Below are 15267 nucleotides of genomic sequence, written 5' to 3'. Positions count from 1 at the left end.
GCTAGGTCTCGCTGCTCAACACCATGAACAACACCAGCGCCGCCACCGGCAGGCCAAACACAATGCTGCCGACCACCAGCTCCGTCGTCACGGGCTGGCCGGCAGTGACCACACCGATTGCGCCGTTGATCATCGTCAGGGCCAGCCACAGGATGATGAAGCTGTAGGTCAGGATTTGGCGGCTGAAGCCGATTTGCTCGCCGATGAACTGCATCAGCGCCAGCAGGACCAGGCCGAAGAAGATGATGATGGTGGTGTGCATGATGCGTTCCTCCCTTCAGATGTGCTTCGCTTTAGAGGTCGTCTTCGCGGTGTCTGAATCAGCATAGTTAAACCAACCCGCCATTAACCCGCAGAATCTGTCCATTAACCCAGGCCGAATCTGGGCCGACCAGAAAGGACACGACACGGGAAATATCTTCTGGCTGAGCCAGACGCTCCAGCGGAGGCATCCTGGCGAAGGTCTGTATCTGCTCTTCGCTCTTGCCATGCATAAACAGGGCGGTGGCCACCGGGCCAGGCGCCACAGCGTTGACGGTGATGTTGCGACCGTGCATTTCCTTGGCGACACCTGAGTCAGGGATTCCACCGCGGCTTTGGGCAAGGTTGATGTGCTGGTGTGTTTGCGGGGGCACGATAGCCGCTGGTCTTCAGGCTAGTTGGGTGACGTCGCACTGGTCTAATATTTGTCAGAGTGTGTATCGTGTGTATAAAACTTGCATTCGTCGCGTAATGTGATCGGCAGATTGCTGCCCACAAGGACGAATGTGATGCGAAGTCGGGAAATGATCAGGATGATCGAGGAGGATGGTTGGTATCTGGTGGCCGTGAAAGGTAGCCACCATCAGTACAAGCATTCGTACAAGGCAGGTCGGGTGACGATCAAGCACCCTGATTCAGATCTTCCCAAAGGAACGATCAACAGCATATTGAAACAGGCGGGCCTGAAATGAGGCCCGATATCGGAAATGAGAGCCTCGAAGAGGCAACATCACAGGAAGGACTCACCGAAATGAAATTCCCGGTCGTTCTGCACAAGGATGCCGACTCAGAATACGGAGTGATTATCCCGGACGTACCGGGTTGTTTCTCTGCGGGCGCTACGGTGGCGCAGGCATTCGAAAACGTGAAGGAAGCGTTGTCCCTGCACTATGAAGGGTTGGTCGCCGATGGTGATCCACTGCCTCAAGTGTGTGAGATTGACGCTCATATTGATAACCCTGAGTACGCTGGCGGCGTATGGGGTGTGGTCGAGTTCGATATCACGCCTTATTTCGGTAAATCGGTACGCTTCAACGCTACGTTGCCTGAGCAGTTGCTTGAGCGTATCGACCAGACAGTAAGGCGGGATCAGCGATATAGCTCGAGATCTGGCTTCTTGGCGGCTGCTGCGTTGCGTGAGCTGTCGGCATAAGCCCGAGGCTCAGTTTCAGGCACCAGGAGTCGGTCAATTTAGAAATCTGTGAAACGTTTCAGCATTTCCTCGAGTCTAGGGTTTATCGGCGTTTGTCTGGGCGTATGCTGGGCAACTTGCGAAGCAGTCGATGCCAAATTCAAGACAGACAAGAGAGGATTCGATGACCTACACCGCTGCCGAAAACCGCTACGACTCCATTCCTTACCGCCGCGTCGGTCGCAGCGGTCTGGTGTTGCCGGCGTTGTCCCTGGGCCTGTGGCACAACTTCGGCGACAGCACGCCGATCGACACCCAGCGTTCGTTGCTGCGTACGGCGTTCGATCTGGGGATCAACCACTTCGATCTGGCCAACAACTATGGCCCGCCGTACGGCAGTGCCGAAATCAATTTCGGCCGTTTGCTGCGTGAAGACTTCAAGCAGTATCGCGATGAGCTGATTATTTCCAGCAAGGCCGGTTGGGACATGTGGCCCGGTCCTTACGGGCAGGGCGGTGGTTCGCGAAAATACGTGCTGGCCAGTCTTGATCAGAGCCTGCAGCGCCTGGGCCTGGATTATGTGGATATTTTCTATTCGCACCGTTTTGATCCGGACACTCCGCTGGAGGAAACCGCCAGCGCATTGGCTACGGCGGTCCAGCAGGGCAAGGCGCTGTACATCGGCATCTCGTCGTATTCCGGGGTGAAAACCCGTGAGATGGCGGCGTTGTTGAAAGAGTGGAAAGTGCCGTTGCTGATTCACCAGCCGGCGTACAACCTGCTCAATCGCTGGGTGGAAAAGGACCTGCTGGATGTCACTGACGAACTCGGCACCGGCGTGATTGCGTTCACGCCGTTGGCTCAGGGCCTGTTGACCGACAAATACCTCAATGGCATTCCGAAGGATGCGCGGGTGAATCGTCCGGGAGGTAGTTCGTTGCAGTCCTCGCACCTGTCGGAGGCCAACATCGCCCATGTGCGTGGGCTCAATGAGATTGCCAGGCGTCGCGGTCAGAGCCTCGCGCAATTGGCGTTGGCCTGGACGCTGCGCGATCAGCGCGTGACCTCGGCGCTGATCGGTGCGAGCCGGCCGGAGCAGATCATCGAGAACGTCGGGGCGTTGAAGAATTTGAGCTTCAGCGCGGAAGAGTTGGCGGAGATTGACCGGTTTGCCCAGGAGGGCGGGATCAATCTCTGGGAGAAGCCTTCGACGGCTGAGTAAGTGTTAGGCGCCGGTTTATGTGGCGCCTGTTGTATCGTCTTCGCGAGCAAGTCGAATCGTCGCACCGCCGCTCCCACAGTTGACCGTGTTCTTATTGAAAGACTCGGCCTAATGTGGGAGCGGGCTTGCTCGCGAAGGGGCCAGACCAGTCAATGACGAAATCAGGGTTTACCTGAAAAACGGCACATCCCCCAACACCGTCGCCCGCTGCATCACCCGCCGTGCCGGCCGGTAATCATCCACCGCGTAATGCTGCGTCACGCGGTTGTCCCAGAACGCAATGTCATCCTGCTGCCAGCGCCAGCGAATGGTGAACTCAGGCCGCGTTGCATGGGCGAACAAAAACTTCAGAATCAACTCGCTCTCGGTCTCCGACAGCTCATTGATCTTCGACGTGAACCCTTCATTGACGAACAGCGACCGGCGCCCGCTCACCGGGTGCGTGCGAATCACCGGGTGCGACAGTGGCGGATTCTTGCGGCGTGCTTCTTCCCACTGAGCCAACGCTTCAGGCGTGTTGCCATAGCGCTCCAGCGGAAACGAACGGGTGAAATCGTGAGTCGCCGTCAGCCCTTCGAGCAAGGTTTTCATCGGTGCAGACAGCGCTTCATACGCCGCGATGCCACTGGCCCACAACGTGTCGCCGCCAAACTCCGGCAGCAGTTTTGCGCTGAGCACCGCGCCCATCGCCGGGGTTGCCAGGAACGTCACGTCGGTGTGCCAGATGGCATTGTCACGCACGTCGGTGACCGCGGTGTCGAGGATCAGCACTTCCGGTTGTTCCGGCACATTCGGGTAGATCGGGTGAATATGCAGGTCGCCGAAATTGGCGGCGAAACGTGCCTGTTGCTGCGGCGTGATCGGCTGGTCGCGGAAGAACAGCACCTGATGCTTGAGCAGTGCCTGCTCGATGGCATCGCGCTGTTCCAGGTTCAGCGGCTCACTGATGTCGATGCCGCTGATTTGTGCGCCAAGCGCGGAGCTGAGGGGGACGATTGTCAGGTTGCTCATGGTCTTACTCTTCAATCCTGGGTGCCGAGCTTTTTTGTGGGAGCGGCGGTGCGGCGATCCGACTTGCTCGCGAAAGCGGTGTATCAGTCACAGCAATGTTGCCTGACACTCCGCATTCGTCGGAACGCCGCCCGGAGCAAGCCCGCTCCCACAGGGGAAAATCAGTGGGCCTGGCCGTGCCATGGCACCAGTTTGCGTTGCAGGGCGCGCAGGCCCATTTCCATGGCGAAGGCGATCAGCGCAATCACCAGAATCCCCAGCACCACCACATCGGTGACCAGGAACTGCGCGGCTGACTGCACCATGAAGCCCAAACCGCTGGTGGCAGCGATCAGCTCGGCGGCGACCAGCGTCGACCAACCCACGCCCAGACCAATGCGCACACCGGTCAAAATGTCCGGCAAGGCGCTCGGCAAAATCACATGGCGAATCAGTTGAGCCCGGGTTGCGCCCAACGACTGAGCGGCGCGCAATTTGGCCGGGTCGACTGTACGCACGCCGCTGGCGGTGGCGATGGCAATCGGGGCGAAAATGGCCAGGTAGATCAGCAAGACTTTCGACAACTCGCCAATGCCGCACCAGATCACGATCAGCGGCAAATAAGCCAGCGGCGGAATCGGGCGGTAGAACTCGATCAGCGGATCGAGAATGCCGCGCGCGATACGGTTGGCACCGATCGCAATGCCGACCGGCACGGCGGTCAACACCGCGAAACCGAGACCCAGGCCGATCCGGCTGAGACTCGCGCCCAAGTGCTGCCACAACGTTGAATCCATGTAACCGGTCGTCACCAGCAACCAACCTTTTTGCAGAACGGCGGACGGTGGTGGCAGGAACAGCGGTTCGATCATCCCCGTGGCGGTAACGGCCCACCAAAGCGCAACCAGCGCGACCAGCGTCAGCACGCTGATCCAGCGGGTGCTCAAACTGCGACGAACAGGAATGACCGTCGAACCCGGTTTCACCGTCACGGCCGGAATTTCATAGCTGCTCATGCGCGCTCCTGCCGCGTGGCGGCGCTGCGTTGAGAGAACACTTTGGCGAGCACGTGTTCGCGGGTTTCAATAAAGCGCGGGTCGGATTTGATCGCCCGTGCCGACTCACCCGCGGCGTAACGCTGACCGAAATCCAGGCTCAGACGCTCGACGATTTGCCCCGGATTCGGCGCCAGCAGAATCAGGTCCGTAGCGAGAAACACCGCTTCTTCGATGTCGTGGGTAATCAGGAAAACGGGTTTGGCGGTGCGCTGCCACACTTGCAACAGCAGCTCCTGCATCTGTTCGCGGGTGAAGGCATCGAGTGCGCCGAAGGGTTCGTCCATCAGCAATACGCGCGGGTCGGCGGCGAGCGCGCGGGCCAGGCCGACACGTTGCTTCTGGCCGCCCGAGAGCTGCCAGATGCGGCGGTGTTCGAAACCGGAAAGGTCCACCAGCGCGAGCATTTCCCGAGCGCGGATTTCGCGTTTGTCCCGGGAAACACCGGCCAGTTCCAGGCCGAAACCAACGTTGGCCAACACGTCCTGCCAGGGCAACAAGGCATCGTCCTGGAACACCACGCCGCGTTCGGCGCTCGGGCCTTTGACCGGCACGCCATCGAGGGTGATGCGTCCGGCGCTGGGCTCGACGAAACCGGCAATCAGGTTCAACAGCGAAGTCTTGCCACTGCCGGACGGGCCGAGGGCGACCAGCAATTGCTGGGGCCCAAGGCTCAGGGAAATATCCGCCAGTACCGGTTCCGGGCTGCCGGGGTACTGTGCGCTGATGCGCTCCAGCTGTAGCAAAGCCATCGCGGTTAACTCCCGATCAGTTGGTGATGAACTTGGCGCTGACGTATGGAGCGTAATCCGGCAGCACAGCCTCGACCTTGCCCTGTTCCTTGAGGAACGCGGCGGTGTCGGTGATGGCTTTGGTGGTCGGCGCACCGAGGGTGATTACCTGATCAGCCGCCAGCGGGAAGACGTTGCCTTGCAGCAGCAGCGGAATGTCGCTGGCCTTGGCACCGGACAGTTTTACAAGCTTGTCGACGTTGGATTGATTGGCGAGCCAGGCTTTCGGGTCTTTGCGGTAATCGGCGTAGGCGTCGAGGGTGACTTTGGCGAACGCGGTGACAATTTCCGGGTGCTTCTCGGCGAAGTCTTTGCGCACGATCCACGCATCAAAGGTCGGCGCGCCGAACTTGGCCAGTTCGCCGGAGGTGATCAGCACTTTGCCGTTTTCCTTGGCCACACCAAGCGCCGGATCCCAGACGTAAGTGGCGTCGATGTCACCGCGTTTCCACGCAGCAATGATTGCCGGTGGCGCGAGGTTGAGGACGGTGACTTTCGACGGGTCGATTTTCCAGTGCTTCAGCGCGGCCAGCAGGCTGTAGTGACCGGTGGAAACGAACGGCACGGCGATTTTTTTGCCGATCAGGTCTTGCGGGGTTTTGATGCCGGAACCGTCGCGGGCGACCAGGGCTTCAGCGGCGCCGATCTGGGTGGCGATGAGGAAGGTTTCTACCGGGACTTTGCGAGTGATTGCAGCGGTCAGAGGGCTGGAACCGAGGTAACCGATCTGCACGTCGCCGGACGCGATGGCGGCGATGATGTCGGCCCCGTTGTCGAATTTGCGCCAGTCGATCTTGAAGTGGGTGGCTTTTTCGTACGCGCCGTCGGCCTGGGCGACTTTGGCCGGGTCCACGGTGGTCTGGTAGGCGACGGTCACGTCAGCCGCCTGGGCAAACACACTCGCCGCAGCCAAAGACGCGGCTGCCAGCAAGCGAAGAGGGAAAGTCATTTTCATTTGGGAAGCTCCTTGTCAGGCGGACCGAGAGTCGGCGTGAAAGGAGACTAAATGATCTAAGAATCCTAAAATAAATAACTTTTTAGAATGAGCTTATGAGCGGAAAATTCTAAGGGAGAGTAGTTGCAGACCGCTTTTGTGGCGAGGGGATTTATCCCCGTTGGGCTGCGAAGCAGCCCCCATAACCTTCAACACGGTATATCAGTTACACCAAATGCACTGGTTTGCGACTGCTTCGCAGCCCAACGGGGATAAATCCCCTCGCCACAGAAAAACCCTGTCATCACAGGGATTGCGGTTAGTTACTGATCGCCAGAATGCTCGCCTGATACGACCCGACAAACACATCGAAATCGCCGACTTCGTTCTGTTCCAGCGCTACTTGCTCCGCCAGCGACGAACGCGCCCGCTCTTCAAACGTCGCCTGGTCGTCGCTACTCAACGGTTCGCTGCGGAAAAACTTCGCGTGGGCCCGGCTCTGACGCAGGGAGAATTGAGCAAAGCTTTCCTTGTGCTCAGCCATCGCTGCCAACACCTGAGCCGATGGCGTCAGGGACGAATCCTTGACCTTGGCCAGCTGCACATCCAACGCCTTGCTGTGGGCATTGCCACCATGGCTTTGATCCAGCAGCGCTGCCAACGGAGCAATTTTTTCCAGCAATTCACTGGCCCATTCCTTCAGCTCGACCGGTTGACCGTCGCGCTGCAGTTGCAGCCCCGGACGGCGGCCTTCCTTGACCACGCTGAGGAAGTTCGAGGTCGCGTTGCCGCACGAAGTATTGGTCAGCAGCGGACTGTCGTTCAGCGCGCAGTACAGCAGGAACGCATCGAGGAAACGCGATTCGGTGAGGTCGATGCCCATCGGCAGGAACGGGTTGATGTCCAGGCAGCGCACTTCGACGTACTGAATGCCACGGGCCACCAGCGCCTGGATCGGCCGTTCGCCGGTATAGGTCACGCGCTTCGGACGGATGTTGGAGTAGTACTCGTTTTCGATCTGCAGGATGTTGGTGTTGAGCTGTACCCACTCACCGTCCTGATGCGTACCGATTTCAACGTACGGCGCATACGGCGTGGCGACTGCCTTGCGCAGGCTGTCGGTGTAGCTTGCCAGATCGTTGTAGCACGGCGTCAGACCGGCCTGGGCGTTGCTCTGGTAACCCAGATCGCTCATGCGCAGGCTGGTGGCGTACGGCAGGTAAAGAGTGTCCGGATCGAGTTGTTCCAACTGGTGCGAACGACCGCGCAGGAAACCGGCATCCAGCGCCGGCGAGGCACCGAACAGGTACATCAGCAGCCAGCTGTAGCGGCGGAAGTTACGGATCAGCGCGATGTAGGCCGACGACTGATAGTCGCGGTCAGTACCGACAAAACCTTCCGCTTCCTTGAGCAGCGGCCAGAGCTTCTCCGGCAAGGAAAAGTTGTAGTGAATCCCGGCGATGCACTGCATGGTCTTGCCGTAACGCAGGGCAAGGCCCTTGCGATAAACGTACTTGAGCTTGCCGATGTTGGACGTGCCGTAATAGGCGATCGGAATATCTTCCTCGGCCGGCAACGGGCACGGCATCGACGGACTCCACAGGTACTCGCTGCCGAGTTTGCTGTAGGCAAAACGGTGAATCCTGTCCAGGCTCGCCAGGGTGTCGGCCGGGTCGGGCAGGGCGGGTGTGATGAACTCCAGCAGCGACTCGGAATAGTCGGTGGTGATTTGTTCATTGGTCAGCGCGGAACCCAATTCTTCCGGGTGCGGCGTTTGCGCCAGGCGACCTTCGCCGGTCACGCGCAGGCATTCACGTTCGATGCCGTGAAGGCACTGTTCGAGCAGAGAGAGGTTAGCGCGCTCGCCGAGCAGAGCCAGGCGGCGGTTGAGAAGTTCGCTCAAGTTGGATTCCTTCACGCGTCAGTCGCCCCAATATGGGGGTGGGCAGGACGGTCTACAAGGGTGAAGTTGAAACTGGCGTTTTCGCCTGGTTTTGTAGGAGCGAGCTTGCTCGCGAAGAGCCTGAGGGCGGCGCGTTCATTCAGAGAGCACGCGTCATCGTTAACGTCCATCGCGAGCAAGCTCGCTCCTACAGGATGTATTGCGCTGAAATTAACTCAATTTGATGACGACTAGCTACAGGACAGCGAACGTGCCTTGTGCTTTTGCGACGAGTTTGTCGCCCTGCATCACATCGGCTTCGACCACCAGCGTGCGGCGGCCCGGGTGGATCACCCGCGCCGTGCACATCACCTCACCGTCAGAAACGGCGCGGATGTAGTTGATCTTGCACTCGATGGTCGCGCTCTGCTGGTCAAAGCCGTGGGTGCTGGAACAGGCCAGCCCCATGGCAATGTCCACCAGACTGAACAAAGCCCCGCCGTGCAGCTTGCCGCCGCGATTGCGCAGCTCGGGTTCCAGCGCCAGGGCGACTTGCGCCACCCCGGTTTCCAGGCTGTGCAAGCGACAGCCCAGCAGCTTGAAAAACGCGCTTTCGGTCAGCCCGGCCGGGATGTCCATCAGCGTTTCTTCAGTTGCTTGGCGTTGGCGAACAGCGAAGCCATGGCGTTGTTGGCCGGGGCCGCTGCCGTGGTTTCCTTGCGTGGTGCAGTGTTCTGGGATTGGCGTGGGGCCGACCCCGGACGCGCGCCACGGGCACCGTCGATTTTCTCGCCCGGCGTGTCGCTCATGCGCATCGACAGGCCGACGCGTTTGCGTGGGATATCGATTTCCATGACCTTCACTTTCACCACGTCGCCGGCCTTCACCGCTTCACGCGGATCCTTGATGAACTTCTCCGAAAGCGCAGAGATGTGCACCAAGCCGTCCTGATGCACGCCGATGTCGACGAACGCGCCGAAGTTGGTCACGTTGGTCACCACGCCTTCGAGGATCATGCCCAGTTGCAGGTCCTTGAGGTCTTCGACGCCTTCCTGGAACTCGGCGGTCTTGAACTCTGGACGCGGGTCGCGGCCGGGTTTTTCCAGTTCTTGCAGAATGTCGGTGACCGTCGGCAGACCGAATGTTTCGTCGGTGTACTTCTTCGGATCGAGACGCTTGAGGAAGCTGGCATCGCCGATCAGCGAACGGATGTCGCGGTCGGTTTCAGCGGCGATGCGCTGCACCAGTGGATAGGCTTCCGGGTGAACCGCGGACGAGTCCAGTGGGTTGTCGCCGTTCATCACGCGCAGGAAACCGGCCGCCTGTTCGAAGGTTTTTTCGCCCAGACGCGCGACTTTCTTCAACGCCGCGCGGGTTTTGAACGCGCCGTGCTCGTCACGATGGCTGACGATGTTCTGCGCCAGAGTCGCGTTGAGGCCGGAGATTCGGGCCAGCAGCGCGACGGACGCGGTGTTCACGTCCACGCCGACGGCGTTTACGCAGTCCTCGACCACCGCATCCAGACCGCGCGCCAGTTTCAGCTGCGACACGTCGTGCTGGTACTGGCCGACGCCGATGGATTTCGGATCGATCTTCACCAGCTCGGCCAGTGGATCCTGCAAACGACGGGCAATCGACACCGCGCCACGGATCGACACGTCGAGGTCCGGGAATTCCTTGGAGGCCAGTTCCGACGCCGAGTAAACCGATGCACCGGCCTCGGAGACCATGACTTTGGTCATCTTCATGGCTGGGTATTTTTTGATCAGCTCAGCGGCGAGCTTATCGGTTTCGCGGCTGGCGGTGCCGTTGCCGATGGCGATCAAGTCCACCGAATGCTTGGCGCACAGGGCGGCAAGAATCGCCAGGGTCTGATCCCACTTGTTGTGTGGCACGTGCGGGTAAACCGTGGCGTGATCCAGCAGCTTGCCGGTGGCATCGACCACGGCGACCTTGCAACCGGTGCGCAGGCCCGGGTCGAGGCCCAGCGTGGCGCGCGGGCCGGCCGGGGCCGACAGCAGCAGGTCGTGCAGGTTGTGGGCGAACACATTGATCGCTTCGGTTTCCGCGCCATCGCGCAGCTCGCCCAACAGGTCGGTTTCGAGGTGGGTGTAGAGCTTGACCTTCCAGGTCCAGCGAACCACTTCGCCCAGCCATTTGTCGGCGGCACGGTTCTGGTTCTGGATGCCGAACTGCTGACCGATCATGCCTTCGCACGGGTGCATGGTGCCCGGCAGTTCGTCGCCGACTTTCAGCGCGGAGCTGAGAATGCCTTCGTTGCGGCCACGGAAAATCGCCAGCGCGCGGTGCGACGGCATGCTTTTCAGTGGTTCATCGTGTTCGAAGTAATCGCGGAACTTGGCGCCTTCCTCTTCCTTGCCGGCAATCACGCGGGCACTGAGGGTGGCTTCCTGCTTCAAGTAGCTGCGCAGTTTGTCCAGCAGACCGGCGTCTTCGGCAAAGCGCTCCATCAGGATGTACTTGGCGCCTTCGAGGGCGGCCTTCACATCGGCCACGCCTTTTTCGGCGTCGATGAAGCGTGCGGCTTCGGTGTCCGGGGTCAGGCTCGGGTCGTTGAACAGACCGTCGGCCAACTCGCCGAGGCCGGCTTCCAGGGCGATCTGGCCCTTGGTGCGGCGCTTCTGCTTGTACGGCAGGTACAAGTCTTCGAGGCGAGTCTTGGTGTCGGCGAGCTTGATGTCGCGTTCAAGTTGCGGGGTCAGCTTGCCTTGCTCCTGGATGCTGGCGAGGATGCTGATGCGCCGTTCGTCGAGTTCTCGCAGGTAGCGCAAACGCTCTTCCAGATGACGCAACTGAATGTCATCGAGGCTGCCGGTCACTTCTTTCCGGTAACGGGCGATGAAGGGAACGGTAGAGCCTTCATCGAGTAGCGCGACGGCCGCTTCGACCTGTTGTGGGCGTACGCCGAGTTCCTCGGCGATGCGGCTGTTGATGCTGTCCATAAAACCACCTGACAAATTGTGAAAGCAGGCTCGCGGGCGCAGGGATAAAGGCTCGGCGAGTCTGGTTGAGCGGCCTGGCCTGCGCCGCTACCTGAGTCAACAGGCATCCCGTTGACCCGTGAAATCGAACAATTACTGCCGGCACCCTGAAAATAAAAAGCGGCCACTGCAGTAATAATCAGACGTTGCCTGACACAAAAGGCCGCGCATTATAACCAGCGTTCTGTCATTCGGGGGCATCACAGGCTGTAGGCACAATGCCCGGATTTCTGGCGGTGAAGGAAAAATCTGCTAACAATGCACACGGTGCGTATAACGGCAGCTACGCCATAATGCGCGCCGAGATCAAAGGAGCATCCAATGAGCAGCACTGCAAACATTGCTGAAGGCGAAAAAATTCTTATCGTTGACGACGATCCGGGGCTCAGCAGCCTGCTGGAACGCTTTTTCGTCAGCAAGGGCTACCGTGCCCGCGCCGTACCGAACACGGAACAAATGGATCGCCTGCTGGCGCGTGAAGTGTTCAACCTGGTCGTCCTCGACCTGATGCTGCCCGGCGAAGACGGTTTGACCGCCTGCCGCCGTCTGCGCGGCGCAAACAATCAGATTCCGATCATCATGCTCACCGCCAAGGGCGATGAGCTGAGCCGTATCAAGGGCCTGGAACTGGGTGCCGACGATTATCTGGCCAAGCCGTTCAACCCGGACGAGCTGATGGCTCGCGTCAAAGCCGTCCTGCGTCGTCAGTCCGCTCCGGTGCCGGGCGCGCCGGGCAGCGAAGACGAAAGCGTGACGTTCGGTGACTACGAATTGTCGCTGGCGACTCGCGAACTGAAACGCGGTGACGAAGTGCACATGCTCACCACCGGTGAGTTCGCAGTGCTCAAGGCGTTGGTCATGAACGCGCGTCAGCCACTGACCCGCGACAAACTGATGAACCTGGCCCGTGGCCGCGAGTGGGATGCCCTGGAGCGTTCCATCGACGTGCAGATTTCCCGTCTGCGCCGGATGATCGAGCCTGATCCATCCAAGCCGCGTTACATCCAGACCGTCTGGGGCGTGGGTTACGTGTTCGTTCCGGATGGCGCCGCCACCAAGTGATCGGCGATTTGTAGGAGCGGGTCGTGCGGATGTTGTTGTCCGCAGACTCGCGATCCGCAATATGCGAGCATCGCTCGCTCCTGCAAGTGTGTAGCGGTTATTCATGAAAACCCCCGTGTGGTTCCCCCAGAGTTTCTTCTCCCGCACCCTGTGGCTGGTGCTGATCGTCGTCCTGTTCTCCAAGGCGCTGACCCTGGTTTATCTGTTGATGAACGAAGACGTGCTGGTGGACCGCCAATACAGTCACGGCGTCGCCCTGACGCTGCGCGCCTATTGGGCGGCGGATGAAAACAACCGCGACAAGATTGCCGAAGCCGCGACCCTGATCCGGGTGGTGGGCACTGGTGTGCCGCAAGGCGAGCAACACTGGCCTTACAGCGAGATCTATCAGCGGCAGATGCAGGCGGAGCTGGGCGCCGACACCGAGGTGCGGTTACGCATGCACTCGCCACCGGCCCTGTGGGTCCGGGCGCCGAGTTTGGGCGATGGCTGGATGAAAGTGCCGCTGTACCCGCATCCTTTGCGCGGCCAGAAAATCTGGAACGTGCTGGGCTGGTTCCTTGCCATCGGTCTGCTGTCCACTGCTTCGGCGTGGATCTTCGTCAGTCAGCTCAATCAACCTTTGAAACGCTTGGTCTATGCCGCAAGGCAACTTGGCCAGGGCCGTAGCGTGCGTCTGCCGATCAGCGACACACCGAGTGAGATGACCGAGGTGTATCGCGCCTTCAACCAGATGGCTGAAGACGTCGAACAGGCTGGCCGCGAGCGCGAGCTGATGCTGGCCGGGGTGTCCCATGACTTGCGCACGCCACTGACCCGATTGCGGCTGTCCTTGGAGTTGATGGGTGACCACAGCGACCTGACGGACGACATGGTGCGTGACATCGAAGACATGGACGCGATTCTCGACCAGTTCCTCGCGTTCATTCGCGATGGCCGCGATGAATCGGTGGAAGAGGTGGACTTGACCGACCTGGTGCGTGAAGTCGCCGCGCCGTATAACCAGAACGAAGAAAGAGTGCGTCTGCGCCTGCAGCCGATTCAGCCGTTTCCGTTGCGGCGGGTGTCGATGAAACGGTTGCTGAACAACCTGATTGGCAACGCTTTGCATCACGCTGGAAGTGGCGTCGAAGTGGCGGCGTATGTGTCCGGGGACGTGAGCGCGCCGTATGTGGTGCTGAGCGTCATGGACCGTGGGGCGGGGATTGATCCGTCGGAGCTGGAAGCGATCTTCAATCCGTTTACCCGGGGTGATCGTGCCCGGGGCGGGAAGGGCACCGGATTGGGCTTGGCGATTGTGAAGCGGATTGCTTCGATGCATGGCGGGAATGTGGAATTGCGCAACCGGTCGGGTGGTGGGCTTGAAGCGCGGGTGCGGTTGCCGTTGGGGTTGATGTTGCCGAGGGATGCAGTCTAAGGGTTGACCACAATCCTTGTGGCGAGGGAGCTTGCTCCCGCTGGAGTCCGAAGGACTCCCATTTTGCGGCTGCTGCGCAGCCGAGCGGGACGGTGCGGCGATCCGACAAGCTCCCTCGCCACAGGTGACCGGTCAGCCTTTGCCTTTGGTACGCGTCATATTCGGCCCACCATTCTTCTCCAGATGCTCAATGATGATTCCCGCCACATTCTTCCCGGTGGTGGTCTCAATCCCCTCCAGCCCCGGCGAAGAATTCACTTCCATCACCAACGGCCCGTGATTGGAACGCAAGATATCCACACCCGCCACCGCCAAACCCATCACCTTCGCCGCACGCAACGCGGTCATGCGTTCTTCCGGCGTGATCTTGATCAGACTGGCGCTGCCGCCACGATGCAGGTTGGAGCGGAACTCCCCGGGCTTGGCCTGACGCTTCATTGCCGCAATCACCTTGTCGCCGACCACGAAGCAGCGAATGTCCGCACCGCCCGCTTCCTTGATGTATTCCTGAACCATGATGTTCTGCTTGAGGCCCATGAACGCCTCGATCACCGATTCCGCCGCCGTCGCGGTTTCACACAGCACCACGCCGATGCCCTGGGTGCCTTCCAGCACCTTGATCACCAGCGGTGCGCCGTTGACCATGTCGATCAGGTCGGGAATATCATCCGGGGAATGCGCAAACCCGGTGACCGGCAAACCGATTCCACGGCGTGACAGCAATTGCAGCGAACGAAGCTTGTCCCGCGAGCGGGCAATGGCCACCGATTCATTGAGCGGGAACACCCCCATCATTTCGAACTGACGCAACACCGCGCAGCCATAGAACGTCACCGACGCACCGATCCGCGGGATCACCGCGTCGAAACCTTCCAGCGGCTTGCCGCGGTAGTGGATCTGCGGCTTGTGGCTGGCGATGTTCATGTAGGCGCGCAGGGTGTCGATCACCACCATTTCATGGCCGCGCTCGGTACCGGCTTCGACCAGACGACGAGTGGAATACAGACGCGGGTTTCGCGACAGCACAGCGATCTTCATGCAACACCTGTGGAAGAGGTAGATACCGGGAACACCGGCTTGTCTTGTACATATTTAATGCCCGGATTGACCACCAGTTGGCCGTCGATCAGGGCTTTGGAGCCGAGTAGCAGGCGATAACGCATGGACTTGCGGCAAGCGAGGGTGAACTCGACCCGCCAGACCCGATCACCGAGGGCCAGGGTGGTGCTGACCACGTATCGCTTCTGCGCTTGGCCGTTGGAGCTTTTAATGGATTTCATCGTCACCAGCGGCGCTTCGCAGCGGCGGTGACGCAGTTGCACTACCGTGCCCAGGTGCGCGGTGAAGCGCACCCAGCTCTCGCCCTCGCGCTCGAACGGCTCGATGTCGGTGGCGTGCAGGCTGGAGGTACTGGCGCCGGTGTCGATTTTTGCCCGCAGGCCCGCGACTCCCAAATCCGGGAGCGCCACCCACTCGCGCAGACCGACAACGGTCAAATGGTCAAATGTCTTCAAAGGTA

15 protein-coding genes and 1 pseudogene are annotated in these 15267 nt (G+C 60.1%); 5 read left to right on the top strand and 11 right to left on the bottom strand.

Annotated elements, in window-relative coordinates; translation table 11 throughout:
* Position 1: 1 nt before the first annotated feature.
* Entirely contained in the window at positions 2-262 is a 261-nt protein-coding gene (locus ACYZTL_RS14375) for a hypothetical protein (protein WP_461952345.1), read from the bottom strand.
* A gap of 67 nt (positions 263-329) precedes the next feature.
* Positions 330-598, bottom strand: a pseudogene (locus ACYZTL_RS14370) (SDR family oxidoreductase); the annotation flags it as partial.
* Positions 599-770: 172 nt separating this feature from the next.
* On the opposite strand from ACYZTL_RS14370, the gene ACYZTL_RS14365 reads away from it, so the two are divergent.
* From ACYZTL_RS14365 to mgrA, 3 genes are all read left to right on the top strand, one after another.
* Positions 771-953, top strand: a complete 183-nt coding sequence (locus ACYZTL_RS14365) for a type II toxin-antitoxin system HicA family toxin (protein ID WP_407013427.1) — start codon at positions 771-773, stop codon at positions 951-953.
* Positions 950-1414 carry a type II toxin-antitoxin system HicB family antitoxin gene (locus tag ACYZTL_RS14360; RefSeq protein ID WP_461952344.1) on the top strand — a complete coding sequence of 155 codons (465 nt, stop codon included), beginning with the start codon at positions 950-952 and terminating at the stop codon, positions 1412-1414. Before ACYZTL_RS14365 ends, ACYZTL_RS14360 begins: the two co-directional genes overlap by 4 nt.
* Positions 1415-1577: 163 nt before the next feature.
* Positions 1578-2615: an L-glyceraldehyde 3-phosphate reductase gene (mgrA, locus tag ACYZTL_RS14355; RefSeq protein WP_461952343.1), complete on the top strand. Its 1038-nt coding sequence runs from the start codon at positions 1578-1580 to the stop codon at positions 2613-2615.
* A gap of 168 nt (positions 2616-2783) precedes the next feature.
* Here mgrA and tauD read toward each other — a convergent pair whose 3' ends face one another.
* From tauD to ACYZTL_RS14320, 7 genes are all read right to left on the bottom strand, one after another.
* Positions 2784-3626 (bottom strand): taurine dioxygenase, encoded by an 843-nt coding sequence (tauD, locus tag ACYZTL_RS14350; protein WP_461952342.1) that lies wholly within the window; start codon positions 3624-3626, stop codon positions 2784-2786.
* 161 nt (positions 3627-3787) lie between these two features.
* Complete coding sequence (gene tauC / locus ACYZTL_RS14345; protein WP_461952341.1) at positions 3788-4621, bottom strand: taurine ABC transporter permease TauC; 834 nt, start codon at positions 4619-4621, stop codon at positions 3788-3790.
* Positions 4618-5412 (bottom strand): taurine ABC transporter ATP-binding subunit, encoded by a 795-nt coding sequence (tauB, locus tag ACYZTL_RS14340; RefSeq protein ID WP_461952340.1) that lies wholly within the window; start codon positions 5410-5412, stop codon positions 4618-4620. The genes tauC and tauB overlap by 4 nt, the downstream gene beginning before the upstream one ends.
* A 16-nt stretch (positions 5413-5428) precedes the next feature.
* Positions 5429-6406 carry a taurine ABC transporter substrate-binding protein gene (gene tauA, locus ACYZTL_RS14335; RefSeq protein WP_461952339.1) on the bottom strand — a complete coding sequence of 326 codons (978 nt, stop codon included), beginning with the start codon at positions 6404-6406 and terminating at the stop codon, positions 5429-5431.
* 298 nt (positions 6407-6704) lie between these two features.
* Entirely contained in the window at positions 6705-8288 is a 1584-nt protein-coding gene (gshA, locus tag ACYZTL_RS14330) for a glutamate--cysteine ligase (RefSeq protein ID WP_461952338.1), read from the bottom strand.
* A 234-nt stretch (positions 8289-8522) separates the two neighbouring features.
* A complete protein-coding gene (locus ACYZTL_RS14325) occupies positions 8523-8906 on the bottom strand; it encodes a PaaI family thioesterase (protein ID WP_007972875.1) in 384 nt (127 codons plus the stop codon).
* Positions 8906-11230, bottom strand: a complete 2325-nt coding sequence (locus ACYZTL_RS14320) for a Tex family protein (protein ID WP_461952337.1) — start codon at positions 11228-11230, stop codon at positions 8906-8908. Before ACYZTL_RS14320 ends, ACYZTL_RS14325 begins: the two co-directional genes overlap by 1 nt.
* 360 nt (positions 11231-11590) lie before the next feature.
* On the opposite strand from ACYZTL_RS14320, the gene ompR reads away from it, so the two are divergent.
* Complete coding sequence (ompR, locus tag ACYZTL_RS14315; RefSeq protein ID WP_008032260.1) at positions 11591-12331, top strand: osmolarity response regulator transcription factor OmpR; 741 nt, start codon at positions 11591-11593, stop codon at positions 12329-12331.
* A 103-nt stretch (positions 12332-12434) separates the two neighbouring features.
* Positions 12435-13748 (top strand): ATP-binding protein, encoded by a 1314-nt coding sequence (locus ACYZTL_RS14310; protein WP_461952336.1) that lies wholly within the window; start codon positions 12435-12437, stop codon positions 13746-13748.
* Positions 13749-13880: 132 nt separating this feature from the next.
* On the opposite strand, the gene rimK is transcribed toward ACYZTL_RS14310, so the two are convergent.
* Positions 13881-14786: a 30S ribosomal protein S6--L-glutamate ligase gene (gene rimK, locus ACYZTL_RS14305; protein WP_007949201.1), complete on the bottom strand. Its 906-nt coding sequence runs from the start codon at positions 14784-14786 to the stop codon at positions 13881-13883.
* Complete coding sequence (gene rimB, locus ACYZTL_RS14300; RefSeq protein ID WP_461952335.1) at positions 14783-15262, bottom strand: retropepsin-like aspartic endopeptidase RimB; 480 nt, start codon at positions 15260-15262, stop codon at positions 14783-14785. Before rimB ends, rimK begins: the two co-directional genes overlap by 4 nt.
* Positions 15263-15267: the final 5 nt, after the last annotated feature.

The organism is Pseudomonas sp. LB3P81 (genome assembly GCF_054897965.1).
Note: the sequence above shows the minus strand (reverse complement) of the source record. Positions and strands in the feature narration are given on the sequence as shown.